Raw genomic sequence first — 24,854 nt, 5'->3', positions numbered from 1 at the left:
GATGATTCATATTGCTCTGACCACTGGCGAGCCGGCTGGCATTGGCCCAGAAATCAGTCAAAAGGCTGCTCAGGAGTTTTTAGCGCAACATCCTGATGTCAGCATTCACCTGGTGGCTGATCAATCGTTGCTTGGGCTTAAGAGCCATGACAGGTTGTTCTTCAAGCATTGCGCGCTTGGTGAAACGGTTGTGCCTGGTCAGCTGAATGTTTTGAATGCGCCCTATGTTTTAAAAACATTGGATGTTGCAATAGAGGGTTGTTTGAATGGCGAGTACCAAGCTATGGTCACCGCCCCAGTTCAAAAAAGCGTTATTTCTGATTCGGGTGTTAAGTTCAGTGGCCACACTGAATACTTGGCCGAGAAGTGCAGCACTGACTTGGTTGTGATGATGCTTTGCGGCAAACCTATTTTTGAATCAAATCTTCTTCCGGATCAATTAAGGGTAGCGCTGACCACCACGCACATTCCTTTGCAAAAGGTATCTGCTTCAATCACAGCCGAATTGATTGAAAAAACAATTGAAATTGTTTGGCAAGATCTTAAAAATAAATTTGGCATCCAAGATCCAAGGATTTATGTCACAGGCTTAAATCCTCATGCGGGTGAGTCTGGTCACATGGGGCTTGAGGAGAGGGATGTGATTGCTCCAGCAATTGAGCGCATGAAGCAGAAAAATTACCGTGTTTCAGGACCATTCCCTGGCGATACGATTTTCAGTCCTGATAAGTTAAAAAGTGCCGATGTGATTTTGGCCATGTATCACGATCAAGGTTTGGCTCCATTTAAATTTGCCACATTTGGTGAAGGTGTGAATGTCACCTTGGGGTTGCCAATCATCCGCACATCCGTGGATCATGGCACTGCTTTAAGCATTGCAGGAAAAGGTCAGGCGGATTCAAGCAGCATGTTGGCTGCTTTGAATGTGGCTTATCAAATGGTCAAGGCTAAAGGTTCTTAGTGGCACATCAAGCTCGCAAACGCTTTGGACAGCACTTTTTGGTTGATAGCGGGATGATTCATCTCATCATCAAAGCCATTGATCCACAACCGCAAGATGCATTAATTGAAATTGGCCCTGGATTGGGTGCCATGACAAAGCCTTTGCTCAATTGCTTGGATGCCATGGCAGTGGTTGAGCTTGATAGAGATTTGGTTAAGTTTTGGAAAAACCAAGCGATTCAGAAACTTCAAGTTCATGAATCTGATGCTCTGAAATTTGACTTCCAAACGTGGGCCAAAGAGCAAAGGGCCTTGCTTCAAAAAAATGCACCTGAAGCGCGCGTCAAAATTGTGGGCAATCTTCCTTACAATATTTCTTCGCCGCTACTTTTTCATTTAATGTCTGCCGTGGCGGATGTTGATGAACAAGTTTTTATGTTGCAAGCTGAAGTGGTGGAGCGGATGGCTGCGCAGCATGGTGATTCAGAATATGGGCGACTATCAGTGATGTTGCAGTCAAAATATCACATGGAGAATGTTCTAGATGTGCCTCCTGAATGCTTTGATCCACCGCCCAAAGTAAATTCAGCCATTGTGAAAATGATTCCAAGGAAAGATATCCATTTGACTGCCAAGGAGTATGAGTCACTGGAGCGAGTTGTTTCTATGGCTTTTGCGCAAAGAAGAAAAGTATTGAGAAATAATCTTGTCAGCATCAAAGATGTCTTGAAGCTAAGCGATGATGTTTTAGGGCTGCGCGCCCAAGATATCTCAGTTGAGGACTACATTAGCTGGGCTCGCCAGCTAGCGCATTAATTGCTTGGTTTTATAAGCTGGCGCATCAATCACGCGCATTTCAGCTTCAATCCACCGTTCAGTTTGTTGATGTAATTCTTCAGCTGATTTATTTTCAGAAGTGATGGCTGGTCCAATTGAGACAGTGATTTTTCCTGGATACTTTAGAAAGCTATTTCTTGGCCACACCTGTCCTGCATTGTGTGCCACAGGAATCACCCAAGCCTTGGTGGCGCTTGCTAATCGAGCCCCGCCTTTGCGATAGTTGGTGTTTGCGCCTGGTTTTGTTCTGGTGCCTTCAGGAAAAATAATGATCCAGATGCCTTGGGCTAAATATTTCTTACCCTGACTGGCAATCGATTGGGAAGCTGCAGAGGTTTTGGAGCGATTGATGTGAATCATGCGCAATAAAGCCAAAGCCCAACCAAAAAATGGAATCCAAAGAAGTTCGCGCTTGAATACAAAACACAATTGTTTTGGGAATAAAGCGATAAAGGAGATGGTCTCCCAAGCAGATTGGTGCTTCGATAGGATGATTGCCGGTTGATCTAAAACGGCTTTCATATTTTCTAGACCAATGATTTCGTATTCAATCTTGCAAATCACTTTTGCTAAATAAGTGATGGTGATGTTCCAACCTTTCACAAACTCATAGCGAGTTGAGGCGTTAACAACTGGAAAGACGATTAAACAAGCCACGGCATACACTGGTGTGATGAGCAGCATGGCCAAGAAAAAAATCAGAGATCTGATAAAAATCATGTTCGTCCGATGAAGTGATTAACAAAAGCCATTAAATCTTGATGGATCGCGGTGTAGGGCGGAAGTTCGCCGCTGGCACGTGCTTTCTCACCTTTACCAGTTAGAACAAGGTGCGGTTCAGCACCAACGCTCACTCCTGCAACCAAATCTCTGACGCTGTCACCAACGATGGGCACGCCTTTGATTGGAACCCCATAACGCTGTGAAATTTGTTCAATCATGCCTGGTAGAGGTTTTCTGCAATGACAGCCATCAGCGTCTGTGTGTGGGCAAAAGAAAATGGCGTCAACATGCCCGCCGACTTTTGCCAAGAGACGGTGAAATTTCATATGAATGGCGTTCAAGGTATCCATGTCATAGAGACCGCGACCAATGCCAGATTGGTTCGTTGCAACTGCTATGTGGTACCCAGCTTGATTAAGCTTGGCGATGGCTTCTAGGCTGCCTGGGATTGGTTCCCATTCATCGGGTGATTTGATGTAGTGATCACTGTCATGGTTAATGACGCCATCTCTATCCAAAATCACCAACTTCGAATGGGTTATCTTTTGAGGCATATTAGCTGGCTAATTTGCCAATATCAGCAACTTGATTCATGAGACCATGCATTTTTGCTAGCAAAGCCAAGCGGTTGTCTCTTAACTTGGTGTCAGGATCCATCACCATGACATCGTTAAAGAAGTTATCAACCTCGACTCTCAAAGTAGCAAAAGCTTGTAGAGCTTCTGTGAATTGACCGTTTTTAAAGGACTGATTCACCTGTGGAAGAATTTGATCCAGTGCTTTGGCCAAAGATTTCTCAGCATCCAAAGTGAGTAGATTGTTATCAACGCTATCAGGTATCTTGAAATCAACCTTCTTCAGGATGTTTCCAATTCGTTTATTGGCGGCTGCTAGAGCTGTTGACTCATCTAAAGCACTGAACAATCTCACAGCTTTCAGTCTTTCAAGAACATCACCAAAAACAACAGGCAACTGACTGACAACAGATTCAACCTCATTGGTTGAGTAATTCTTGCCATCCCACTGCTGATCTTTTAGATAGGCTCTTAGACGATCCAAGATAAAGCCATGGATCACATCAACTGAAGAGTTTTGATGAACTTCTTCTTGGGAGAATTGTTTGATGGTGGCTTGCAGTACATCACGGATATTCAGAGGCAGTTTCTTCTCTAAAAGAATTCTGCAGATACCCAAGGCGTGGCGACGCAAAGCAAATGGGTCTTTTTCACCAGTTGGTGCCAAACCAATGCCCCAGATACCCACTAGAGTTTCTAATTTATCGGCAAGAGCCAAGATGGTGCCCGTATCAGTGACCGGTAGCGCATCTCCTGCAAATCTTGGCGCATAGTGTTCCATACAGGCTGCGGCCACATCAGGGTACTCTTTGTCGTTCAATGCGTAATAGCGACCCATGATCCCTTGCAGCTCCGGGAACTCGCCAACCATATCGGTCAATAAATCTGCTTTTGCTAGCTGAGCGGCACGGATAGCCAAGCTCACGTCAATAGAGGCTTCATGCTTTTTAAGTTCATTGCCAATCGCTTCAGCAATTTTGGCAACTCTTTCAGTTCTTTCTAATTGAGTGCCTAATTTGTTGTGATAAACAACTTTAGATAAAAGAGCTGTGCGCTCAAACAAGGTTTTCTTGCGATCTTGTTCGTAGAAGAATTTTGCATCGGCCAAACGAGGTCTCACCACGCGTTCGTTACCGGAGATGATGGCTTCGGGAGTTGATGTTTCAATGTTTGACACAATCAAAAATTGATTGACCAGCTTACCGTTCTTGTCGGTCATTGCAAAGTATTTTTGATTCGTCTGCATGGTCAGAATCAAGCACTCTTGAGGAACTTCCAAGAATTCTTTTTCAAACTCGCAGGTGTAAACAACTGGCCACTCAACCAATGAGCAAACTTCTTCTAAAAGAGATTCTGGCATCAGCACAGAATGACCATTCGAAGCTTTGAGCAATGATTCGCGGATCTTTTCAATGCGATCGCTGTAGCTTGCAATGACTTTGCCAGATGTTTCTAGAGTTTTAGCGTACTCGTCAGCATGTTTGATCGTCAAGGTGCCATTGGATAAAAAGCGATGACCCAAAGTCGTGTTGTGAGCTTTTAAGCCCAAAGCTTGAATATTGATGAGATCTGCACCATGCATGGCCACCAAGCCATGAGCAGGACGCACAAATTCAACATCTTTGACTTGAGCAGTGCCTGGTGCGATTTGATAGCGCATCAATTTGGGAATTGGCAGCTTGCTAATGGCTTGCTCTAAAGCAGTCTGTAATCCAGCAGTCAATGTTTGACCAGTGACTTCAACATTCAAGTAAAAAGTTTCTGATTTATCGCTGCCCTGTCTTTCTAATTGATCTAAGCTGATATCAGGGTGACCCAAAGCAGCGAGCTTTTTTAATAGAGGTGCTGTTGCTTTTCCATCAGCGTCGAGTGCAATGGACACGGGCAATAATTTTTCTTTGACTTGGCGCTTAGGTGCTTTTGCTAGAACATCTGATAGGTGAACAGCCAGTCTGCGTGGTGTGGCATAGCTGGTGGTCACACTGCTAGCGCCCAACAAACCTTGAGCGTTCAGTGATTGCTCAATGCTTTCAGAAAAACTCTGACCAAACTTCTTTAAAGCCTTTGGTGGAAGTTCTTCTGTGAATAACTCAATGATCAATGGAGTGTGGCTCATTTTGCACCTCCTGATTTTTGATTCATCGGTTGACACATCGGGAATCCCAATTTTTCTCTAGACTCGAAGTAAGCCTGTGCAACGCTGCGAGATAAGTTACGAATACGTCCGATATAAGCTGCGCGCTCTGTGACAGAAATTGCGCCGCGAGCATCTAACAAGTTAAATGTGTGAGCTGCCTTTAAAACCATTTCATAAGCAGGCAGGGCCAAAGGAATTTCCATCAAGCGCTTGGCTTCACTTTCGTAATTGGTGAATTGCTGGAATAACAAATCTGCATTTGAGTATTCAAAGTTGTAGGTTGATTGCTCAACTTCGTTCTGATGGTAGACGTCGCCGTAACTAACGCCTTCGGTCCAGACCAAGTCGTAAACGTTTTCAACTTTTTGCAAATACATGGCCAAGCGTTCTAAGCCATAAGTGATTTCACCCAAAATTGGTTTGCAGTCGATGCCGCCCACTTGTTGAAAGTAAGTGAACTGTGTGACTTCCATGCCATTGAGCCAAACTTCCCAACCTAGACCCCAGGCACCCAGCGTTGGGTTTTCCCAGTCGTCTTCAACAAAGCGAATGTCATTTTGTTTTAGGTCTAAGCCTAAAGCTTCTAAGCTACCAAGATACAAATCTAAAATATTTTCAGGGGCTGGCTTTAACACTACTTGGTATTGGTAGTAGTGTTGCAAACGATTTGGGTTTTCACCATAGCGACCGTCTTTTGGGCGGCGTGATGGTTGTACGTAAGCAGCCTTCCATGGTTCTGGGCCGATGGCTCTCAAAAATGTCGCTGTATGCGATGTGCCGGCGCCAACCTCTAGGTCGACGGGCTGAAGAAGGGCGCAACCTTGTTGGTCCCAGTAATTTTGAAGAGTAAGAATAACTTGCTGAAAGGTAAGCATATATTAGGTTTCCTGAACCCGTAGATTTTACCTTTCTTGGGGGAAATTACCTTATTTTTTGTTTTGATACCAAGCAAATATAAGCAAAAGACCACTAATGATCAAAATTGGAAAATCTCCCAGCCATACATAGGGTGTTTTACCTGAATAGGCTTGCACGCTGGCTTTGAGAGTGGCTTGTTGAAATTTCGGTAATTCATAGACAACCTGACCTTGAGAATTGATCACGGCTGTGACCCCGGTGTTCGTTGCTCGCAAGGTGGGAATGCCAGTTTCAATGGATCTTAGGCGAGCCAATCTGAGTTGTTGCTCTGGCGCTTGGCTATCTCCAAACCAGGCTAGATTTGTTAAGTTAATCCACAGATGATGTTCCAGTGATGAATTTCTTTGTCTCTTGGCCAACTCACCACCAAAAACATCCTCGTAGCAAATCATCAGACCAATGGCAATTTGGTCGATGCCCTGTTCAAGAATGTATGGCGTCTGGGTTGCTGAGCCACGATCGAAGTTCCCCAGAGGGACTTTGAATAAGTCTATGAACCATTGGAAACCCCATGGGATGAATTCCCCAAATGGAACCAAGTGACTTTTATCGTATTGATAAATCAAGTTACCTTGATTCAAAGCAATCGCTGAGTTTGTTGGTAAGCCAGATTGACCTGTACTGACCGCCCCAAGAATCACATTCTTTTTTGCCGTGTTTGGCTTGATCTCTGAAATGACTTCTTGTGGAATCATCTTGAGCGGTAAAGGAAAGGCTGTTTCTGGCGCAACCACTAAATGGCTATCACTGCTCTTGATGGCATTGGAATAAAAGTTAATTTGTTGCTGGATGTATTCAGGGTTGAATTTAAGTGATTGCTCAAAATTACCCTGAATCAAAGTCACATCAATCGGCCTACCAATCGGTTCGGTGAATGAAATCAAGGCCAAAGCATGACTGGCTGAAATGATGGTGATGGACGCAACAAGCTTGGTGAATAAGTTGTGTTTGCCTTGACTGAGGTAGCCTGCTAAACCAACGCAAAACCAGGTGCATGCCAGGCCGCCCAAAAGTGTTGCCCACGCAAAGAATGGACCATCCACTTGCGACTCAGCAAGACCTGCCCAAGGAAAGCCCGTGAATAATTGTCCTCTGGCCCATTCCATGATGGCCCATGAACTAGCAAGCCCTAGAACTCTGGCCGCAGACGAATGAAATTGGTGGACCAGCTTGATCGCAGTTGCTGTAAATAATGCCAAATATGCTGAGAGGGCAATGACCGCTAGAACAGAAATGGGCGCAGCGATTTTTCCTACGTCATGAAGGCTGATAAAAAGCCACCAAAGTGCATTGCAGAAATAACCTAGGCCAAACAGCCAGCCAAAAAGAAAAGCTCTTTGCTCTTTAAATATAAAGTGGATATAAAGCGCTAAACCAAGGATTAAAAACCAGCCGCCAAAAGGCAACTCAATCAACCAAGCGCAGACACTTCCTAGAAGGAAAAAAAGTAAGGCTTTAATCAATTTCTAATTTGGTGGCTAATAAAACGTGCACTTGTCTGGCATCGGCTCGTTGAACCTCAAAAAGAATGTTTCCAATCGTGATGGATTCACCTTTGTGTGGAACTCTGCCCAAGTTTTTCAAGATGAACCCAGCAAGGGTGTCATTGTCTTGATCGGCAAAGCTGGTTCCTAAGGCTTTATTGACTTGATCTAATTCGGTGATGCCACGGATTCTGAACTTCGTTTCGCTGACATTGATGATGTTGTCTTCGATGTCATCGGTGTCATGTTCATCTTCAATGTCACCCACAATTTGTTCTAGCACGTCTTCAATGGTGACTAAACCTGCAACGCCACCGTATTCATCAACAACGATGGCAATGTGGTTGCGGTGTTCTCTGAAATCTTTCAAAAGAACACTCAAGCGTTTTGATTCAGGAATAAATACCGCTGGTCTTAACCAGTCGCGCAATTGAAAGTCTTCTTCTTGAGAATGACGCAGCAAGTCTTTCGCAAGCAGAATGCCAATCACGTTATCGCGATTGTTTTCGTATACGGGGAATCGTGAGTGTGCTGCTCTGATGACTTCTGCAATCGTGTCTTCAACTGATTCATTGATATCGATCCAATCGATTTGAGCTCGAGGGATCAGAATATCTCTGGCTGAAAGTTCGCTAACTTGGAAAACGCCCTCAATCATTGATAAGGCGTCTGCATCGATGAGGCCATCCGCTTGAGCTTCTTTGAGAGTTTCCAGGAGCTCGCGACGCTGCTCTGATGGTGAAGAAGGGCTTGGCGTCAGCAATGCGCTGATGCGTTCTAGGAGGCTTTTCGACTCGGGTTCAGTTGTCATAATGGGTAAGAATAACTGATTTATTTAAATTCAGCAGTAAGGGTTTGCCTGTTTTAGGCTTTTTAGAATATTGATTTCAAGCGATTCCATTGCTTCAGCTTCAATTTCATCTTCATGATCAAAACCTTGGGCATGAAGTGTGCCGTGAACAATCAAATGTATCAAATGTTGCTCAATGGATTTTTTTTGAGCCATGGCTTCTTTTTTGAGTACTGGCAGACAAATCACTAAGTCAGCATTCAGGGCATTGCTATTGGGATCAATATCGTAGGGAAAAGTCAGAATATTGGTGGCATAGTCTTTGTGTCGGTACGTCGCGTTTAACTTTTTACTCTCCGCATTGCCAACAAATCTCACGGTCATGCTGGCGTCTTGTTGCAAAGCTTTTTTAATCCAGTTGCCGATTTTTCTCTTGCTGATCAGCGGTGACCAAGTTTGTTCAAGAGATTCGCTGGCGAACTGAAGTTCGAGTGTTAGCTTAAATGCTTGGCTCATTGTTTATTCATTCCTGAATCATCAATTCGCCACGCAAAGAGTGCGGCATCGCTTCCGTGAATGTCACAGGCATTAATTTACCGATCAGGCGTTTGGCTTGATCTGATCCAGCGTTGATGAGAGCAACGCGACCATTTTCTGTGCGGCATTGCAGATGAATGCCATCGCGCGCCATGCTTTCAACCATGGCAAGCTCAGTTTTACCCACCATGCTTTGATTAATTTCTAAAACATGCTGATCAATTTGAGACACCAATCTTTTAAGACGATCATTTTTAACTGCCAATGGAACGTCATCTACAAGATTGGCGGCAGGGGTTCCAGGTCGCTCGCTATAAGTGAAGCAATAGCTGTTATCAAATTTAACTTCTTTGACCAACTTCATGAGTTGCTCAAAATCTTCTTCTGTCTCGCCCGGAAAGCCAACGATGAAGTCACTTGAAATGGAAATGCCGGGACGCACAGCTTTCATCTTTTTGATGATGCTTTTGTATTCCAAGATTGTGTAGCCACGTTTCATGTTCGCTAAAACTCTGTCTGAGCCATGTTGAACTGGTAAGTGCAGATGGTTCACAAGCTTAGGAATCTTTGTGTACGCATCAATCAAGCGTTGTGTGAATTCTTTAGGATGACTGGTCGTGAAACGAATTCGCTCAACGCCTGGTATTTCTGCCACATATTCCAATAGCATCGCAAAGTCAGCAATCTCACTAGATCCAGCAATACTGCCTCGGTAGGCATTCACGTTCTGACCCAATAACTGAATCTCTTGAACACCTTGTTGTGCCAAGCCAGCTACTTCAGTTAGAACATCTTCAAATGGTCTAGAAACTTCTTCGCCCCTTGTGTAGGGAACCACGCAATAGCTGCAATATTTAGAGCAGCCTTCCATGATCGATACATACGCTGCACCGCCTTCAACTTTGGCTGGAGGCAAGTTATCAAATTTTTCAATTTCTGGAAAGCTGATGTCAACCTGAGATAGGCCGCTTGATTGTCGTGCCTGAATCAGTTCAGGAAGTCTGTGCAGGGTTTGTGGACCAAACACAATGTCAACATAAGGTGCGCGGTTAACGATGTGTTTGCCTTCTTGGCTGGCAACACAACCGCCAACACCAATCATCAGTTCAGGTCTTTTTAACTTTAATTCACGTAGTCGACCCAAGTCAGAGAAAACTTTTTCTTGAGCCTTTTCGCGAACGGAGCAAGTATTTAAAAGAATTAAATCTGCATCTTCTGGCGTATCAGTTTTTACCATGCCATCGTGATGGTGGAGCACGTCCGCCATCTTGTCAGAATCATATTCATTCATCTGACAACCGAAGGTTTTGATATAAACTTTTTTCATTGCTTAGATGAACTGAAATGCAATGATCGCAACGATGGTTGGCGGCAAAGCTGCCAAGAATAACCACAGAGCAGAAACGCTGCCATCAGGGAAATGTTCACGAAGAATGGACATGCCAGCAGGATTTGGTGCGTTCGCAATCACGGTCAAGCCGCCGCCAGTGATGGCGCCAGCAACCAATGCATATTTAAACTCTTCGCTAGTACCTTCAACCAAAGACCCAAGGTAAGTAAGAGCTGCATTGTCAGTGATGGCAGTCAATGCTGTTGCACCGTAGTAAACAAGCGTGCTGCTCATGTTTTCTAAAATCGGTTGTAACCACCATTGCTGCATGCCGCCAAGTACCACCAATCCTGCTAGGAAGAAAGCAACCATCAAAGCTTCTTTAAGGAGCAAAGGATTTTGAAACTTAGCGTAAGCGTGTGTGTAACCCATGAAGAAAAGTAGCAATCCCATGAACACCACTGGGTGGTGAGCAAACACAACGATGCCAGCTAAGAAAAGTAAGTGAACTGCCACAACAAAGAGTGGCATCACATCGTTCTGGTGATTTGCATTTGCTTTAGGTAAATCTCTTCTTACCAACAATGTGACCAATGTGGCGTTGATGATGACTGCTAAAGCAGCTTTCATGCCGAATGTTTGGAAAACGTAAGCGGTGTCCCAACCCCAGGCGCTTGCCACCATCAAGATTGGAGGAGCAGCAAAACTGGTTAATGCGCCACCAATAGAAATGTTAACGAACAGCACGCCAATCGTTAAGTACATTAATTTTGTATTAGATGTTTGACTGAATACTTTCTTCTTTAAAAGTAGTGCCGCCAAAGTCATTGCTGCGGGCTCGGTGATGAATGAGCCTAGCAATGGAACAAGACTGAGTGTCACGAAATAACTGGTGGTGACATTATTGATGCGGAATAATTGGGTGAGTAAACCAGACACCAAGCGCACCAACTCTGAAGCAAAGTGCAACACAGGACGACTGGCTGCTACCACCATGATGGCGAATACGAACAAAGGCTCTGTGTAGTTTCTGCTTTCTAAGTACTCAACAGAAGGTTGATAACCGCCAGAAGCAAATGCCATGAACACAATTAAGATCATCGCCCAAAAACCAAAAACAGCCTCAACTTCACCAAGTAAGTGCCATAGACCAGAGTGGTTTGGCTGCTTATGAGCTAAGTGCTCAAAAAATGATGATGAAAATGTGTGCAACACCGCAATAGCAAAAAGTGTTGTGGCGATAATTTGTAAGGTTGTTGGGTTCATTGATGGCCTTGGGTATTCAAAACGTTATGGGCTCTATTGTAAGCCACTGAAAACACCGAAATTCCACATAAGAACTAGGTAAATACCAGTTAATACTGGGTTGTAGATATTGAGGCTACCTGGGTATTTCTGGGATTTTGTGGTTTTGATTGAGGACCCTGGGGCTTTCAATCAGACTCGCATTCATCGATTCATGCTGCGAGAGGGGGAAATTGGTGGCGAATCAGGGATTCGAACCCCGGACCTGCGGATTATGATTCCGTCGCTCTAACCGGCTGAGCTAATTCGCCAAAGACCGAAAGTATAGCTTATTTTGGCAATTTCACCTAGCCAGGGGCTGTTTAAGCAACTTATAGAGGGTAAATACAGTGATTGAGAATCTTTTTCGCTTTATGCAATCAACAAAATGCTTCAATTGCGATAAATCCCAGGCCACCAGCACTTGACCACGCGACCCCTCGTTTGAGCTGATGTTTTGAGAGTGGGCGATAAAAATCTTCTCTGGATGTATAGAGTGAATCCAGTATTTCTTTAGGGCTCGATTTTTTTATAAACAATTCTGTGACAACTCGCTCAATTCTGAGGAAGGGTTTAAGAATTCCTTTGCCATTGATGAGGTATTCAAACCAGCCCTTCTGATTAATTCTGTTTTGAGAGTACTCAATTTGATCCGACTGAACTGAAGAAATATTTTCAGAGGGCTGAACTTTTTTCTTGAATAAGACTTTTAAGTTTCCCTGATCTTCTACTTTGATCACATCAAAGTACTGACTGGCAGCACATGCAAGTGTGAATTTTGAATAATAGAAGAGGTGGGCTTTGAAGTAGATGTTGTGTGGTGATGCATCGGCTTGCAAAATATTTGGAACCTCAATGAACAGATAGCCACCATCTTTGATACTTGAATATAACTTTTTCATCACCTCTAAAGGTTTTGCCATGTGTTCAAACACATGAAACAAGGTCACGATGTCTGCTGAGGAGTCTTGAACATCTGACAGCATGGCTGTTTTAACTTCAACACCGTATTGCTCTTTTGAGAAACTTGAATAACCAAGGTTTGGTTCTATGCCCTTGGATCGAAGACCTCTTTTTTGTGCCATGTACACAAATTCACCGCCACCTGCACCAATATCTAATAGAACTTGATTGGATAGCTGAACGTGTGATTCAAGAAATTTGATTCGATCTAATGCAGTGATGCCTGCACGACGCACATACTTTGGTTTTGGTGAGTAAGTGCTTTTATAGTCTTGACGGTAATTGTGAGAATAGTAGATTTTTAATTCTTCATCCGAAGGAATCTCTTGTTGCTGAACAAGACTGCAATCGGAGCAGAATGAAATGGCCAGTGGTGACTTGCTCTTGGCATCATTTTGAAGATTGGTTTGCAAGTTTGTTGAATTACATAACTGACAGGTAGGGGCCATAAGTCACCATTTATTTTTAATAAATAAATGCTATCAGGAAATAAACCATGGTGATGGCAAGGTTTAAGAATGTTTTAAGCCTTGCTCACTTACTTAAAAAACTTAAGAAGTTTCAGCCAAGGGTAAATTGATGAGTAAGTTCTGTGGCTTGAACTTAAGACACTTATCAATGTCATGGGCCATTGCAAGATAAATAGGTTTGCCAGCAATTTCTGGCAGCATGCGACCTTTATCAACAAACTCTAATTTGAATAAACACAAGACTTGTGCCAATTTTGAGTTGTCGACTGTTTCGCCGTTATAGAGCGCGTTCAAAATTTCAGTGGCATTCACATCAAGACCAATGTGCCATGACCATTTAGAGTCTGAGATCTGACCTTGAGGGGTGATAGTGACTTTGGTGCCGTGGAAGTGAAAGATCCACTTTTCAAGAAGTTTGCTGAGAGCTGCAGCACCGTCTTGGTCATAGTTCAGTTGAAGAACAAAGTCATGCAACTCATCTCGTTCCCAGTAGTCATCAGCGTTGTCTTTGATCATGACATCTAAATCAATGCTTCTTAGTGGTGCTGAGTTTTGTTTGAGTAGTTCACCAATGCTGCCAAAGCCACCAGTTTCTGCATATTTCTCAACTGTGATTTGATCCGCTGACATGATGTGACCATCTTCTAGGATGGTGATCTTTTGCATTCTGAATAAGATCTCAGCCGCTCTTGCTTCAATAGCGCTTGGATTGTCACCTAAAAGATGCTGACAAAGAATTTGGGTTAATTGATCAACAAAGAGTGGTGGAACATCGACGCCGTCGCCTTGGAAGAGACCCAAGTAAAAATTCTCTAATGTGGGTGCAAGAACTAATTTGTCTCTGAAGCGCAACCAAATCTCATGGTTCACCTGAATATCAGGATCTTGCATTTTTTTAATTTCAGCAGGATCGATCGTGGCTCTTGGATTGTCTGTGAGTGATTGATGGATCTTTTGTTCTTGCGCGCAAGACTCTGGAATGAGAGCAAGCTCAGGCCTTCTTAAATAAGATCTTAAAAAGTCATCAGTGATGATGAGTTGTCGATCTTGATTAACGGATAGAAACTGGTAATTACTGTTGGGCCAAAATTTGCGCATGATGTCTCGTTAGAATGTTTTTAGTATTGTGCAATGAAAATGAAACGAAACACTGAAATTGATCCATAGACCGCTTCATTTTTAGGGTTAATGCCAGATTAATTTTTGCCTGTCTTGATGGCTTTCTTTTCATATTGATGCATCTTGTGGGCATAAATCCAGATGATGGCTAAATAAATCAGAAGTGCTCCTTGAGCGCCCCACCAATAAGTGAAATTCCAACCAAAGAAACTAAATCTCAAGGGTTCTGGCGCAAGCCCAACCACCAAGGTTGTTAAAAACCAAATGCTCAATAGGATGACGATCAAGCGTTTATTTTTAGACCATGTTTTCATGGGGTGCCCACTGGAAGATAAACGCGCATACACGTGCCGTATTTCAGTGGGGATTCTTGGTAGATATTTTCAAGAATCTCTAGCTTGCCGCCATGCTGTATAGCAATCTCTTTCACAATCGCCAAACCTAAGCCGCTGCCCTCAATGTCGCTTCCAAGAACTCGGTAGAAGCGCTCTAAAACTCGTTGACGTTCCTCTGGAGGAATGCCTGGTCCCGTATCTTTAACTTCAACGATCAGCAAGCCTGGTTGATCGGCTTTCCTAACATCGACAGTCACAGAACCATTCGGTGGAGTGTATTTGATCGCGTTATCGAGCAAGTTATTAAATAACTCTTTCAGCATCACTGGATTGCCATACATTTTGTGCGATGGTTGATTGCTTTGATAACCCAAATCAATCTTCTTTTCCCAAGCAGCAGACAGCCAACTTTTCGTCGCATCAGCAGCTGATTGAGATAAATCAATCAAGATCTTTTCGCTGAGCTTGTTGGTGTTTTCCATTCTGGCCAGTGACAGCAATTGCTGTACTAGGCGAGTGGCTCGCGTGGAGCTATCGGCGATTTGTTCTAAAGATCTTTGCAGTTCTTCAGGACTGTTTTCTCTTTGAGCTAATTCTGCCTGCATGCGCAGACCAGCCAAAGGTGTTTTTAATTGATGCGCAGCATCAGCAATGAATCGTTTCTGTGATTGCACAGAATCTTCAAGCTGATACAAAACGTCATTAAAGCTAGAAATCAAAGGCATGATTTCTTGAGGTGCGGCGCGCTCTTCAATCGGACTGGTGTCATCAACCAAACGATTTCTGATTCTGTTTTGCAGGGCGTTCAATGGCGCAAGACCTCTGCTCAAGCCAAACCAAACCAAGATCACCACAATCGGCAAAATGATGAATTGCGGCAAGATCACGCCCTTGATGATTTCATTGGCAAGCTGAGATCTTTTTTCTAGAGTTTCAGCCACTTGAACCATCACTGGGTTTGGGCCAGTGGCTGTTGATAGTATGACCAAGGTGGCAGCAATACGAACTTCATTGCCTGCTATTCGGCTGTCACGATAAGTGACCGTGCCCACTTGGAGTGGATCTCCATCAGCTGGTAAAGATAAATCTTTATCGCCCGCAATTAATTCTCCGCGTGGACCGATGACCTGAAAGTAAATCGTATCGTTTTCATCTGCCCGCAAAATTTGCCTGGCTGACATTGGTAGGGTCAGAGAGATTTCATCGCCAACCGCTTTGATTTGTTGAGAGATGGCTTGAACACTGTTTTCAAGACTTCGATCAAATGGAGCTGTAGCAATTGATTGAGCCACCAAGTAAGTCACTGCAATACTCATTGGCCATAGCAACAAAAGCGGGGCCAACATCCAGTCTAGGATTTCTCCAAACAGTGATCTGGGACCTTTGCTGGCATGTTTTAAGCCATATGACTCTGGTGGTAAAAGTCGTTGAAGTTCCGCATCAATGGCGGGGCGTACATCAGCCATTTCAAATATTAAGCTTCAGATACTTTTGGAGCTTCGGGAGGTGTTTGAAATTTTTCTAGGCAATAACCAAGGCCGCGAATCGTTGCAATGCGAATGCCACCAACTTCAATTTTTTTGCGCAGACGGTGAACGTAGACTTCGATTGCGTTGTTACTGACTTCTTCGCCCCATTCGCACAAGTGATCCACCAGTTGATCTTTGGAAACCAAGCGACCCACTCGTTTTAATAGAACCTCTAATAATCCTAGTTCTCTAGCGGATAACTCGAGCATCTTTTCATCGATATAAGCCACACGACCTACTTGGTCGAATTGCAATGGACCGTGTTTGACCACAGTTGGTCCGCCACCAGTGCCACGTCGAGTTAATGCTCGAACACGGGCTTCTAATTCAGATAAAGCGAATGGCTTGGCCATGTAATCATCGGCACCAGCATCTAAACCCTTGACGCGTTCTTCAGTAGAGTCAGCGGCCGTCAAAATAAGCACTGGGAGCATGGAGTTTCTGGAGCGCAAGCGCTTGAGTACTTCAAGACCCGTCATTTTGGGCAAACCCAAATCTAGGATCAATAAGTCAAAGGCCTGGGCCGATAGGGCGAGATCAGCAGATTGGCCATCTTTGACATGGTCCACTGCATAACCAGACTGTCTCAAGGACCTGGTTAACCCATCAGCTAATACGCTATCGTCTTCTGCAATCAGTATTCTCATACAGCCCAATCAGCAAAATCTTGCTCGTTTATAAGTATTGTCTGACATTAGGCAGCAATAAACTAGTTTCTAGTGCATATTCTAGCCAGGTATTAAAAAAATCCTTGCATAGAGTACTGTTTTTATATACAGTAATTACTGTAAATTGCTCATGTGTAGACAAAATACACCTAATTTTAAATAAGGACGACCATGGAAGACCAAAAAAAGAAATCTGGATCAGGCCCCGCTGATATTGAGGGAATGAGCTCTGATAAGCAAAAAGCCCTCAATGCAGCACTTGCTCAGATTGAAAAGCAATTTGGTAAGGGCTCCATCATGCGTCTTGGTGACAGTGATATTGGCCAGGATATTCAAGTGGTATCAACAGGCTCTTTAGGCTTGGACATTGCCTTGGGCGTTGGTGGTTTGGCCAGAGGTCGTGTGATTGAGATATACGGCCCAGAATCTTCAGGTAAAACAACTTTAACCTTGCACGCTGTTGCAGAAATGCAAAAACTGGGTGGTACATGTGCGTTCATTGATGCTGAGCATGCTTTGGATGTGCAGTACGCAGCTAAATTGGGCGTCGATGTAAATAATTTATTGATTTCTCAGCCGGACACTGGTGAGCAAGCATTGGAAATTGCTGATGCCTTGGTTCGTTCAGGCTCGATTGATTTGATCGTGATTGACTCTGTGGCTGCCTTGGTGCCACGCGCTGAAATTGAAGGTGACATGGGTGATTCATTACCTGGTTTGCAAGCTCGTTTGATGAGCCAAGCTTTGCGCAAATTAACAGGAACGATCAAGCGCACAAATTCAATGGTGATCTTCATTAACCAAATTCGTATGAAGATTGGTGTGATGTTTGGTTCACCTGAAACAACCACAGGTGGTAATGCTTTGAAGTTTTATGCCTCAATGCGTTTAGACATTCGTCGCATCGGTAGCATCAAAAAAGGCGATGACATTGTTGGTAATGAAACACGTGTGAAGGTTGTGAAAAACAAAGTATCTCCGCCATTCCGAGAGGCCATCTTTGACATCATGTATGGAGAGGGTATTTCTAGACAGGGTGAAATCATTGACTTAGGTGTTGAGTGCGACATCGTTGAAAAGTCAGGCGCTTGGTACAGCTATAACGGCGAGCGTGTTGGTCAAGGTAAAGATAATGCACGTGAATTCTTAAAAGAGAATCCTGAGATTGCTAAAGAAATTGAAGCAAGGGTTCGTGAAAAATTAGGCGTTAACACTGGTAGTGTGATCAGCCCTAAAGAAGAAGCGGATGCCTAAACAGCAAGCCCCAAGTTTGATGGGGCGAGCTCTTCGGTATTTATCAAGAAGAGAGCATAGTCGCCAAGAGCTTCGCAAGAAGCTCTTGCCTTATGCGGAATCTGATATTGAGCTCGATGAGCTGATGGTAAAACTTGAAGCGCAGTCTTGGTTATCAGACGAGCGTTTTGCCGAGAGCTTGGTTCGTCGCAAATCTGAGCGATATGGCAGTTTGAAAATTGTTGATGAATTAAAGCAGCAAGGTATTGAAGGCGACTCTTTATTAGAAATTAAAGAGCGACTAAAAATTTCTGATGCCACCAGAGCTTGGGAACTGTGGCAAAGAAAATTTGATTCCATGGTCACCAAAGACCCAAAAGAAAAATCCAAACAAATGCGTTACCTCGTATCCAAAGGTTTCCCTTTGAGTGTGGTCACCAGAATTGTTGATGGACGGTTCTCTCCATCTGAGGAAGATTCATAATAAATTTAGCTGGTGTAGACTTTGAGCATGAGCTCATCTTCTTCATCCAATCGCACCCTGATACACACCAGAGACATCAAGACTCAAGCATTTCGTCGTGAGGATGGTTTGTGGGATGTTGAAGCCACCTTGCTAGATGTCAAAGATAAAGACTTTCATTTGGCTTCAGGCGTTAAGCCTAAGGGTGAGGCCATTCATCAAATGGTTTTGATTGTCACCATTGATACCAAGTTCAATATTGTTGATGCCCAGGCTAAAACACATGCAGCCCCCTACGATGATCATTGCAAAACTATTGAGCCCGACTATAAAAAGTTGATTGGACTCAATCTGGCAAATGGTTTTCGGGGCGCCGTCAAAGAGCGCTTGAGCGGTATTTCAGGGTGTTCTCACATGACTGAACTCTGTTCGGTCTTGCCAACAGTGGCAATTCAGGCATTTGCAGGGGAAATCTTCAAGGTTGTGGACGAAGGTTCCGGAACCATGCCTTTTCAGCTCAATCGATGCCATGCCCTAAGAACCGACGGTGAAACAGTCAAAAGGTACCACCGGGCTTGGTTTGGAGCCCCATTAACACCTGTGGATATGTCAAAAAAAGAGTCTTAATCCCTGAAAAAGCGATAATAGTGAGATTACTTAGCAAAAATAGTAAATAGACAGAGTTAAGTAAGCTAAAAACATTAATATTTCGGACTATTCAATAGGGAGCCTTAATGAAGATCCACGAGTACCAAGGCAAGGAAATCTTGCGTCAGTTCAATGTTCCGGTGCCAAATGGCATTTCCGCGCTAAGCGTTGATGAAGCTGTTGAAGCAGCTAAAAAACTGGGTGGCCCAGTTTGGGTTGTGAAGGCCCAAATCCATGCAGGTGGCCGTGGTAAAGGTGGTGGCGTTAAGGTTGCCAAGAGCCTAGATGAGGTAAAAACATACGCAACTCAAATTTTGGGTATGCAGTTGAAAACTCACCAAACAGGTCCAGAAGGTCAAAAAGTTCGCCGCTTATTGGTTGAAGACGGTGCGGACATCAAAAAAGAATATTACGTAGGTATCTTGACTGATCGTGGCACACAATCAGTTGTAGTGATGGCGTCAAGCGAAGGCGGCATGGATATCGAAGAAGTTGCTGAAAAAACTCCAGAAAAAATCATCAAAGCATTTGTGAACCCATTGATTGGTTTAACAGATGCTGATGCAACTAAGTTGGCGCAAGGTATTGGCGTGCCAGAGGCATCACAAGCAATGGCAAAGGAAGCTTTGCAAAACTTGTACAAAGTTTATATGGACACAGATGCATCATTGGTTGAAATTAACCCATTGATTCTTGAAGGTAACGGCAAGATCAAGGCTTTGGACGCTAAGTTCAACTTTGATTCAAACGCTTTGTTCCGTCATCCAGAAATCGTTGCTTACCGCGACTTGGATGAAGAAGATCCAGCTGAAGTAGAAGCGTCTAAATTTGATTTGGCCTACATTTCACTAGACGGCAATATTGGTTGCTTGGTGAACGGTGCTGGTTTGGCGATGGCAACAATGGACACAATCAAGTTGTTTGGTGGCGAGCCAGCAAACTTCTTGGACGTTGGTGGTGGCGCAACTGCTGAAAAAGTAACAGAAGCATTCAAGATCATGTTGAAGAACAAAGATGTGAAAGCTATCTTGGTGAACATTTTCGGCGGCATCATGAAGTGTGATGTGATCGCAGACGGTGTGATCACAGCCTGTAAAGCGGTGAACTTGAACGTGCCTTTGGTGGTTCGCATGAAGGGCACTAACGAGGACCTCGGCAAGAAGATGTTGGCTGAGTCAGGTCTACCAATCATCAGTGCAGACACGATGGCTGAAGCAGCAACTAAAGCTGTTGCAGCGGTTAAATAAGCCCCCGGCCACGAAAGGAATTTAAATGTCTATTCTTATTAATAAAAACACACGAGTCATTACTCAAGGTATCACTGGTAAAACAGGTCAGTTCCACACTGAAAAGTGTCAAGAGTACGCAAACGGCAAAGAATGTTTTGTTGCTGGCGTGAACCCTAAAAAAGCTGGCGAGAAAATTTTCAACATTCCTATTTATGCATCAGTAAAAGAAGCTGCTGCAGAAACAGGTGCAACAGTTTCAGTGATTTATGTGCCACCAGCAGGTGCTGCGGCTGCTATCTGGGAAGCTGTTGAAGCTGATCTAGATTTGGCCATCTGTATCACAGAAGGTATTCCTGTTCGCGACATGTTAGAAGTTCGCAACAGAATGGCTGCCAAAGAAGCTAAAGGCGGCAAGAAGACTTTGTTGTTGGGACCAAACTGCCCAGGTTTGATCACTCCAGAAGAGATCAAGATTGGCATCATGCCAGGTCACATTCACCGTAAAGGTCGTATTGGTGTTGTGAGCCGCTCAGGTACTTTGACTTATGAAGCTGTTGCTCAGTTAACAGAAATTGGTCTTGGCCAATCTTCAGCAGTTGGTATTGGTGGTGACCCAATCAACGGTCTTAAGCACATTGATGTGATGAAGGCATTCAATGACGATCCAGACACTGATGCAGTGATCATGATTGGTGAAATCGGCGGTCCTGATGAAGCTGAAGCAGCTCGTTGGTGCAAAGCTAATATGAAAAAACCAGTGGTAGGTTTCATTGCTGGTGTGACTGCTCCTGCAGGTAAGCGCATGGGCCATGCTGGTGCGTTGATTTCTGGCGGTGCTGACACAGCTGATGCTAAGTTGGCCATCATGGAAGAGTGTGGCTTCACAGTGACACGCAATCCATCAGAAATGGGCAAATTGCTTAAGGCATTGTTGTAATATCCCTTTTACGGGTCAAAATTAACGGGAGCCTAGCTCCCGTTTTTTGTTTAAATAATAAAAATATGAGGTTGACATGGAATTTCTAGCAACGATTGATTGGGCCGTGATTGCTCAAATCATCATGATCGATATTTTGTTGGGTGGCGATAATGCGGTGGTGATCGCATTGGCTTGCCGCAATTTGCATCCTAATCAACGACGCAGAGGCATCATGTGGGGTACTGCAGGTGCGATCATCTTGCGTATTGCCTTGGTGGCATTTGCCGTAACTTTGTTACAAATTCCATTCTTGAAGTTCACAGGCGGTATTTTGTTGTTGTGGATTGGTTACAAGTTGATGGTGCAATCAGAAGATGATGATGGCCACGAACTTGAAGCTTCCGATAAATTATGGGCCGCTGTTAAGACCATCATCGTTGCTGACATTGCGATGAGCGTGGATAACGTGATCGCGATTGCGGGTGCTGCTGGTCAAGTGGATGCCGCCCATCACCAATTTGGATATATTGTGTTTGGTTTGTTGGTTTCAATCCCATTGATCGTGGGTGGTAGTCAAATCGTTCTTTATTTGATTGATCGTTTCCCATGGATCGTGACTTTGGGCGCAGGCTTGTTGGGATGGATTGCTGGCGGAATGATTTTCTCTGATCCTGGTCTCATCAAGCAATTTGGCGCTGACATTGAAAATTACGCAACGATTGCAGGCATCGCCGCTGCTGTTGGCGTCATGCTCTATGGCGAAGTGATGAAGAGGCAAAAGAAGAAGACAAAACAAGCTTAATTGCTTGTTCTTTGACTCAACTCAAAATCAGAGCTTTCTGACAATGATGTAGTCCTTGTTGATGGGTATCATCTGAGATGATGGTTACCCATTAACAAAGGATTGAATGAATGAAAAATAAAGAACTTATGACGCCTAAGCAAGAGACTTCTGTAAACAAGCAAAATGGTTTTACTTTGATTGAATTGATGGTGGTGATTGCCATCATTGGTATCTTGGCCGCTATCGCAGTGCCTAAGTATCAAGACTACATTGCCAAAACTCGTGTGACTGAAGGTTTAAGTTTGGCGGCAGGCGCTAAGTTAGCCGTGACTGAGGTTTACTCGAGCAAAGGCGCTGCAGATATGGCAGTGGCAACGGAGTCAACATTCAAGAGCACCACAACAAACAGTGTGAAAGAAATCAAGATTGAAAAATCTGGCGCTATTTTGATCACCTATCAATCCAGCGTAGCTCCTGAAGGCGCTAATACCTTGAGCATTGTGCCGGTCAATAACGCCAGCAGCGATGCTGTCACAGCTTTGGATTTAAGCGTGAAGGGTGAGCAACCATGGGCAGGTATTTGGTCATGCAAGTCACCTGCAACAACTTTGCCTGCAAAACTACAACCAAGTGATTGCAAGTAAGAGTTATAAGTTCTAAAAAATCGATTAGTAATTAAAGTAGAACAGTAATAAAGTAGAACGGTAATAAAAAAGGCGAAGAATCTTCGCCTTTTTTGCTTTTAAGATCCTATGAAGAATCTATGTCTTGTGGCTTAAGCCTTCCAGGTACCAGACTTACCGCCACTCTTCTCAAGAAGTTTGACTTCCTTGATGACCATGCCGCGATCAACAGCTTTGCACATATCGTAAATGGTGAGCAAGCCAATTTGCACGCCCGTTAAGGCTTCGATTTCAACACCAGTTTGACCAATGTTCTCAGTCGTGACTGTGCAGTGAATGGTTGAATTCGACTCATCGGGGGTGAATTCAACAGCGACCCTGGTCAATGCGATAGGATGGCATAAAGGAATCAAATCAGGACTCTTTTTGGTGGCTTGGATGGCCGCAATTCTGGCGATGCCAATCACATCACCTTTTTTGTGACTTCCAGACATGACCATGTCAAAAGTGCTTTTTTGCATTTGTATACTGCCAGTAGCAGTCGCAATGCGGTGGGTGTGAGCCTTTTGACCCACATCTACCATGTGGGCTTGGCCGGTTTCATCAAAATGAGTCAGTTTGTTCATGCGGTATTTGTACCATAATTAGGGATATGAATCGAAAAAAGAATAATGTCGCTCAGAAAATAATCGCGGGCTCGCTCGCTTTCATTTTCTATCCAAGCTGCTTATTGGCCCAAGTTGATAACAATCGGCTTGCGCAGGAGAATATTGATCGCACCATGCAGTCGCCGAGAGCCGGCTCTGAATTTGCGCCTCCTAGCAAAAGAGTTCAACAACCTCAATTGGTCTTGCCTGATTTAGGGGATTCATCCAGTGCTGCTTTGTCCCCGATTGATGAAAGATTATTGGGTGAGCGCATCATGCGCGATATTCGCAGAGACCCAGATTATTCAAAAGATCCAGTTTTTCATGACTACCTCAATACGGTGGGCCAGCATTTAATTGATACGGCGAAAAAGCAAAGTGTTGCTGGTTTGGATGGTAGAGGTAGCTTTGCCATTAATTTTGAATTGTTCGGTGTGCGAGATAAGAGCATCAACGCCTTTGCTTTGCCAGGTGGTTTTATTGGTGTGCACACCGGTTTGATTGTTTCTGCAGAAACAGAATCTGAGTTAGCCTCAGTGCTTGGCCATGAAATTGGCCACGTGACTCAAAAACACATTGCCCGCATGTTTAGTCAGCAAGGCACTAATTCAATGATTGCCTTGGCGTCGATTATTTTGGCTGCCGTTGCTGCCAGCCGTAATCCTAATGCTGCTCAGGGTCTTGCGGTAGGTGGTCAAGCATTGGCGATACAAAATCAATTGGCCTATTCAAGAGATGCTGAGCGAGAAGCTGATCGTGTGGGTTTTCAGATTCTTCAAGCCGGTGGTTTTGATGTTCAAGGGATGCCAGACTTTTTCCAAAGAATGCAAAGAGCGAATAGCATCATGGAAAGTGGCGTGCCTGGATATGTGCGCACCCACCCACTGACAACGGATCGTATTGCAGATATGCAAGACCGTGTTCGGGGTTTGAGTAGACCCAAGGTTCAATCATCCACAGAATTTTATTTACTAAAAGCGCGTGCTCGTTTGATACAAACGACCAGCTCAAGCAATTACCCAGAACTAAGACAGTTTTATGAAAGCCTTGCCAGAAAACCCGATCCTATCAAGCAGTTGGAAGGTAATTACGGCCTGGCATTATTGAATCTTAAGCAACAAAAAATAAGTGAAGCAGAGTCATATTTGCAAAAAAGCAGGGTGTTGATTCAAACAGTTTCTTCTCAAGGTTCTCCTGTGCAACGCTCAAGTTTGTCTCTAGAGTCGACTGCGATTGATATTTTGTTTGCCAAAGGTCAGCATGCAGAGGGGCTTAAACAAATTGCTCAAATCAAAGCAACCCACCCGCAATCAAGATCGTTGAATATTTTGACGGTTGAAGGTCAGTTAAAAACTCGCCAGTATGATCAAGCAATCAGTTGGCTAAAAACTCAAACAAGATCACAGCCTGAAAATTCAATATGGTGGGAGCTCTTGGCTAGAGCCTATGCGCAATCAGGCAAGAAAGCATTGCAGCATGCAGCCTTGGCAGAGAAGTACGTTGCTGATGGCGCATGGGTAGCCAGTATTGAACAGATGCGTTTAGCCAAGGTTGCTGGGGATGCTGATTTTTATCAGTCTTCAGAAATTGATGCTCGCGCCAGACAAATTCAAGATTTGTATCGCCAAGAACTTATTCAACAAAAACAAAAATAGTTTTGATGGTTT

The 24,854-nt window shown here is 44.0% G+C and carries 25 protein-coding genes and 1 tRNA gene; 10 read left to right on the top strand and 16 right to left on the bottom strand.

The annotated features are described in order from the left end of the window. Window position 1 precedes the first annotated feature (1 nt). Window positions 2–961 (top strand): 4-hydroxythreonine-4-phosphate dehydrogenase PdxA, encoded by a 960-nt coding sequence (gene pdxA, locus GQ367_RS07555; RefSeq protein ID WP_215290365.1) that lies wholly within the window; start codon window positions 2–4, stop codon window positions 959–961. A gap of 53 nt (window positions 962–1,014) precedes the next feature. After that, window positions 1,015–1,758, top strand: a complete 744-nt coding sequence (gene rsmA, locus GQ367_RS07550; RefSeq protein WP_251370239.1) for a 16S rRNA (adenine(1518)-N(6)/adenine(1519)-N(6))-dimethyltransferase RsmA — start codon at window positions 1,015–1,017, stop codon at window positions 1,756–1,758. Here rsmA and GQ367_RS07545 read toward each other — a convergent pair. The 15 genes from GQ367_RS07545 to GQ367_RS07475 form a co-directional block, all read right to left on the bottom strand. Then, window positions 1,747–2,499, bottom strand: coding sequence for a 1-acyl-sn-glycerol-3-phosphate acyltransferase (locus tag GQ367_RS07545; RefSeq protein ID WP_215290363.1), 753 nt, complete (start codon window positions 2,497–2,499; stop codon window positions 1,747–1,749). The two genes, rsmA and GQ367_RS07545, sit on opposite strands and share 12 nt — an antisense overlap. Continuing rightward, the gene (gene gmhB / locus GQ367_RS07540; protein WP_215290362.1) at window positions 2,496–3,056 is read right to left on the bottom strand and encodes a D-glycero-beta-D-manno-heptose 1,7-bisphosphate 7-phosphatase; all 561 of its coding nucleotides are present in this window, start codon (window positions 3,054–3,056) and stop codon (window positions 2,496–2,498) included. Before gmhB ends, GQ367_RS07545 begins: the two co-directional genes overlap by 4 nt. A 1-nt stretch (window position 3,057) precedes the next feature. Further along, on the bottom strand, window positions 3,058–5,193 hold the full coding sequence (glyS, locus tag GQ367_RS07535) for a glycine--tRNA ligase subunit beta (protein ID WP_215290361.1): 2,136 nt from the start codon (window positions 5,191–5,193) through the stop codon (window positions 3,058–3,060). Continuing rightward, entirely contained in the window at window positions 5,190–6,089 is a 900-nt protein-coding gene (glyQ, locus tag GQ367_RS07530; RefSeq protein ID WP_215290360.1) for a glycine--tRNA ligase subunit alpha, read from the bottom strand. The genes glyS and glyQ overlap by 4 nt, the downstream gene beginning before the upstream one ends. A gap of 51 nt (window positions 6,090–6,140) precedes the next feature. After that, window positions 6,141–7,595, bottom strand: coding sequence for an apolipoprotein N-acyltransferase (gene lnt / locus GQ367_RS07525; protein WP_215290359.1), 1,455 nt, complete (start codon window positions 7,593–7,595; stop codon window positions 6,141–6,143). After that, complete coding sequence (locus GQ367_RS07520; RefSeq protein WP_215290358.1) at window positions 7,588–8,427, bottom strand: HlyC/CorC family transporter; 840 nt, start codon at window positions 8,425–8,427, stop codon at window positions 7,588–7,590. The genes lnt and GQ367_RS07520 overlap by 8 nt, the downstream gene beginning before the upstream one ends. Before the next feature lie 30 nt (window positions 8,428–8,457). Continuing rightward, window positions 8,458–8,922 carry an rRNA maturation RNase YbeY gene (gene ybeY, locus GQ367_RS07515; protein WP_215290357.1) on the bottom strand — a complete coding sequence of 155 codons (465 nt, stop codon included), beginning with the start codon at window positions 8,920–8,922 and terminating at the stop codon, window positions 8,458–8,460. A gap of 7 nt (window positions 8,923–8,929) precedes the next feature. Beyond that, a complete protein-coding gene (miaB, locus tag GQ367_RS07510; RefSeq protein ID WP_215290356.1) occupies window positions 8,930–10,270 on the bottom strand; it encodes a tRNA (N6-isopentenyl adenosine(37)-C2)-methylthiotransferase MiaB in 1,341 nt (446 codons plus the stop codon). Window positions 10,271–10,273: 3 nt separating this feature from the next. Next, window positions 10,274–11,539 (bottom strand): putative Na+/H+ antiporter, encoded by a 1,266-nt coding sequence (locus GQ367_RS07505; protein WP_215290355.1) that lies wholly within the window; start codon window positions 11,537–11,539, stop codon window positions 10,274–10,276. Between the two features lie 213 nt (window positions 11,540–11,752). Beyond that, a tRNA-Met gene (locus GQ367_RS07500) sits at window positions 11,753–11,829 on the bottom strand. Window positions 11,830–11,937: 108 nt separating this feature from the next. Then, window positions 11,938–12,969, bottom strand: a complete 1,032-nt coding sequence (locus GQ367_RS07495; RefSeq protein ID WP_215290354.1) for a methyltransferase domain-containing protein — start codon at window positions 12,967–12,969, stop codon at window positions 11,938–11,940. 102 nt (window positions 12,970–13,071) lie between these two features. Continuing rightward, on the bottom strand, window positions 13,072–14,088 hold the full coding sequence (locus tag GQ367_RS07490) for a DUF6352 family protein (RefSeq protein WP_215290353.1): 1,017 nt from the start codon (window positions 14,086–14,088) through the stop codon (window positions 13,072–13,074). Between the two features lie 98 nt (window positions 14,089–14,186). Then, complete coding sequence (locus GQ367_RS07485) at window positions 14,187–14,423, bottom strand: DUF4212 domain-containing protein (RefSeq protein WP_215290352.1); 237 nt, start codon at window positions 14,421–14,423, stop codon at window positions 14,187–14,189. Next, on the bottom strand, window positions 14,420–15,910 hold the full coding sequence (locus GQ367_RS07480; RefSeq protein WP_215290351.1) for a sensor histidine kinase: 1,491 nt from the start codon (window positions 15,908–15,910) through the stop codon (window positions 14,420–14,422). The genes GQ367_RS07485 and GQ367_RS07480 overlap by 4 nt, the downstream gene beginning before the upstream one ends. A gap of 8 nt (window positions 15,911–15,918) precedes the next feature. Then, on the bottom strand, window positions 15,919–16,620 hold the full coding sequence (locus tag GQ367_RS07475; RefSeq protein WP_215290350.1) for a response regulator transcription factor: 702 nt from the start codon (window positions 16,618–16,620) through the stop codon (window positions 15,919–15,921). A gap of 192 nt (window positions 16,621–16,812) precedes the next feature. Here GQ367_RS07475 and recA point away from each other — a divergent pair, with 192 nt between their 5' ends. From recA to GQ367_RS07440, 7 genes are all read left to right on the top strand, one after another. Next, window positions 16,813–17,895 carry a recombinase RecA gene (gene recA / locus GQ367_RS07470; RefSeq protein WP_215290349.1) on the top strand — a complete coding sequence of 361 codons (1,083 nt, stop codon included), beginning with the start codon at window positions 16,813–16,815 and terminating at the stop codon, window positions 17,893–17,895. Further along, a complete protein-coding gene (gene recX / locus GQ367_RS07465) occupies window positions 17,888–18,358 on the top strand; it encodes a recombination regulator RecX (RefSeq protein WP_215290348.1) in 471 nt (156 codons plus the stop codon). The genes recA and recX overlap by 8 nt, the downstream gene beginning before the upstream one ends. Window positions 18,359–18,385: 27 nt before the next feature. Beyond that, complete coding sequence (locus tag GQ367_RS07460; RefSeq protein WP_215290347.1) at window positions 18,386–18,964, top strand: DUF2889 domain-containing protein; 579 nt, start codon at window positions 18,386–18,388, stop codon at window positions 18,962–18,964. A gap of 107 nt (window positions 18,965–19,071) precedes the next feature. Beyond that, window positions 19,072–20,232 (top strand): ADP-forming succinate--CoA ligase subunit beta, encoded by a 1,161-nt coding sequence (gene sucC, locus GQ367_RS07455; RefSeq protein WP_215290346.1) that lies wholly within the window; start codon window positions 19,072–19,074, stop codon window positions 20,230–20,232. Between the two features lie 25 nt (window positions 20,233–20,257). After that, complete coding sequence (gene sucD, locus GQ367_RS07450) at window positions 20,258–21,151, top strand: succinate--CoA ligase subunit alpha (protein WP_215290345.1); 894 nt, start codon at window positions 20,258–20,260, stop codon at window positions 21,149–21,151. A 76-nt stretch (window positions 21,152–21,227) separates the two neighbouring features. Next, complete coding sequence (locus tag GQ367_RS07445) at window positions 21,228–21,935, top strand: TerC family protein (RefSeq protein ID WP_215290344.1); 708 nt, start codon at window positions 21,228–21,230, stop codon at window positions 21,933–21,935. Window positions 21,936–22,045: 110 nt separating this feature from the next. Continuing rightward, a complete protein-coding gene (locus GQ367_RS07440; RefSeq protein WP_305848918.1) occupies window positions 22,046–22,561 on the top strand; it encodes a pilin in 516 nt (171 codons plus the stop codon). 131 nt (window positions 22,562–22,692) lie between these two features. On the opposite strand, the gene moaC is transcribed toward GQ367_RS07440, so the two are convergent. Continuing rightward, window positions 22,693–23,166 (bottom strand): cyclic pyranopterin monophosphate synthase MoaC, encoded by a 474-nt coding sequence (moaC, locus tag GQ367_RS07435; protein WP_215290343.1) that lies wholly within the window; start codon window positions 23,164–23,166, stop codon window positions 22,693–22,695. Window positions 23,167–23,321: 155 nt separating this feature from the next. Here moaC and GQ367_RS07430 point away from each other — a divergent pair, with 155 nt between their 5' ends. Continuing rightward, window positions 23,322–24,842 carry a M48 family metalloprotease gene (locus GQ367_RS07430; RefSeq protein ID WP_215290342.1) on the top strand — a complete coding sequence of 507 codons (1,521 nt, stop codon included), beginning with the start codon at window positions 23,322–23,324 and terminating at the stop codon, window positions 24,840–24,842. Window positions 24,843–24,854 lie beyond the last annotated feature (12 nt).

The organism is Polynucleobacter sp. MWH-CaK5, from assembly GCF_018687615.1.
Lineage (GTDB): Bacteria > Pseudomonadota > Gammaproteobacteria > Burkholderiales > Burkholderiaceae > Polynucleobacter.
The sequence above is the reverse complement of the archived record's forward strand: the minus strand, read 5'-3'. Positions and strand labels throughout refer to the sequence as shown.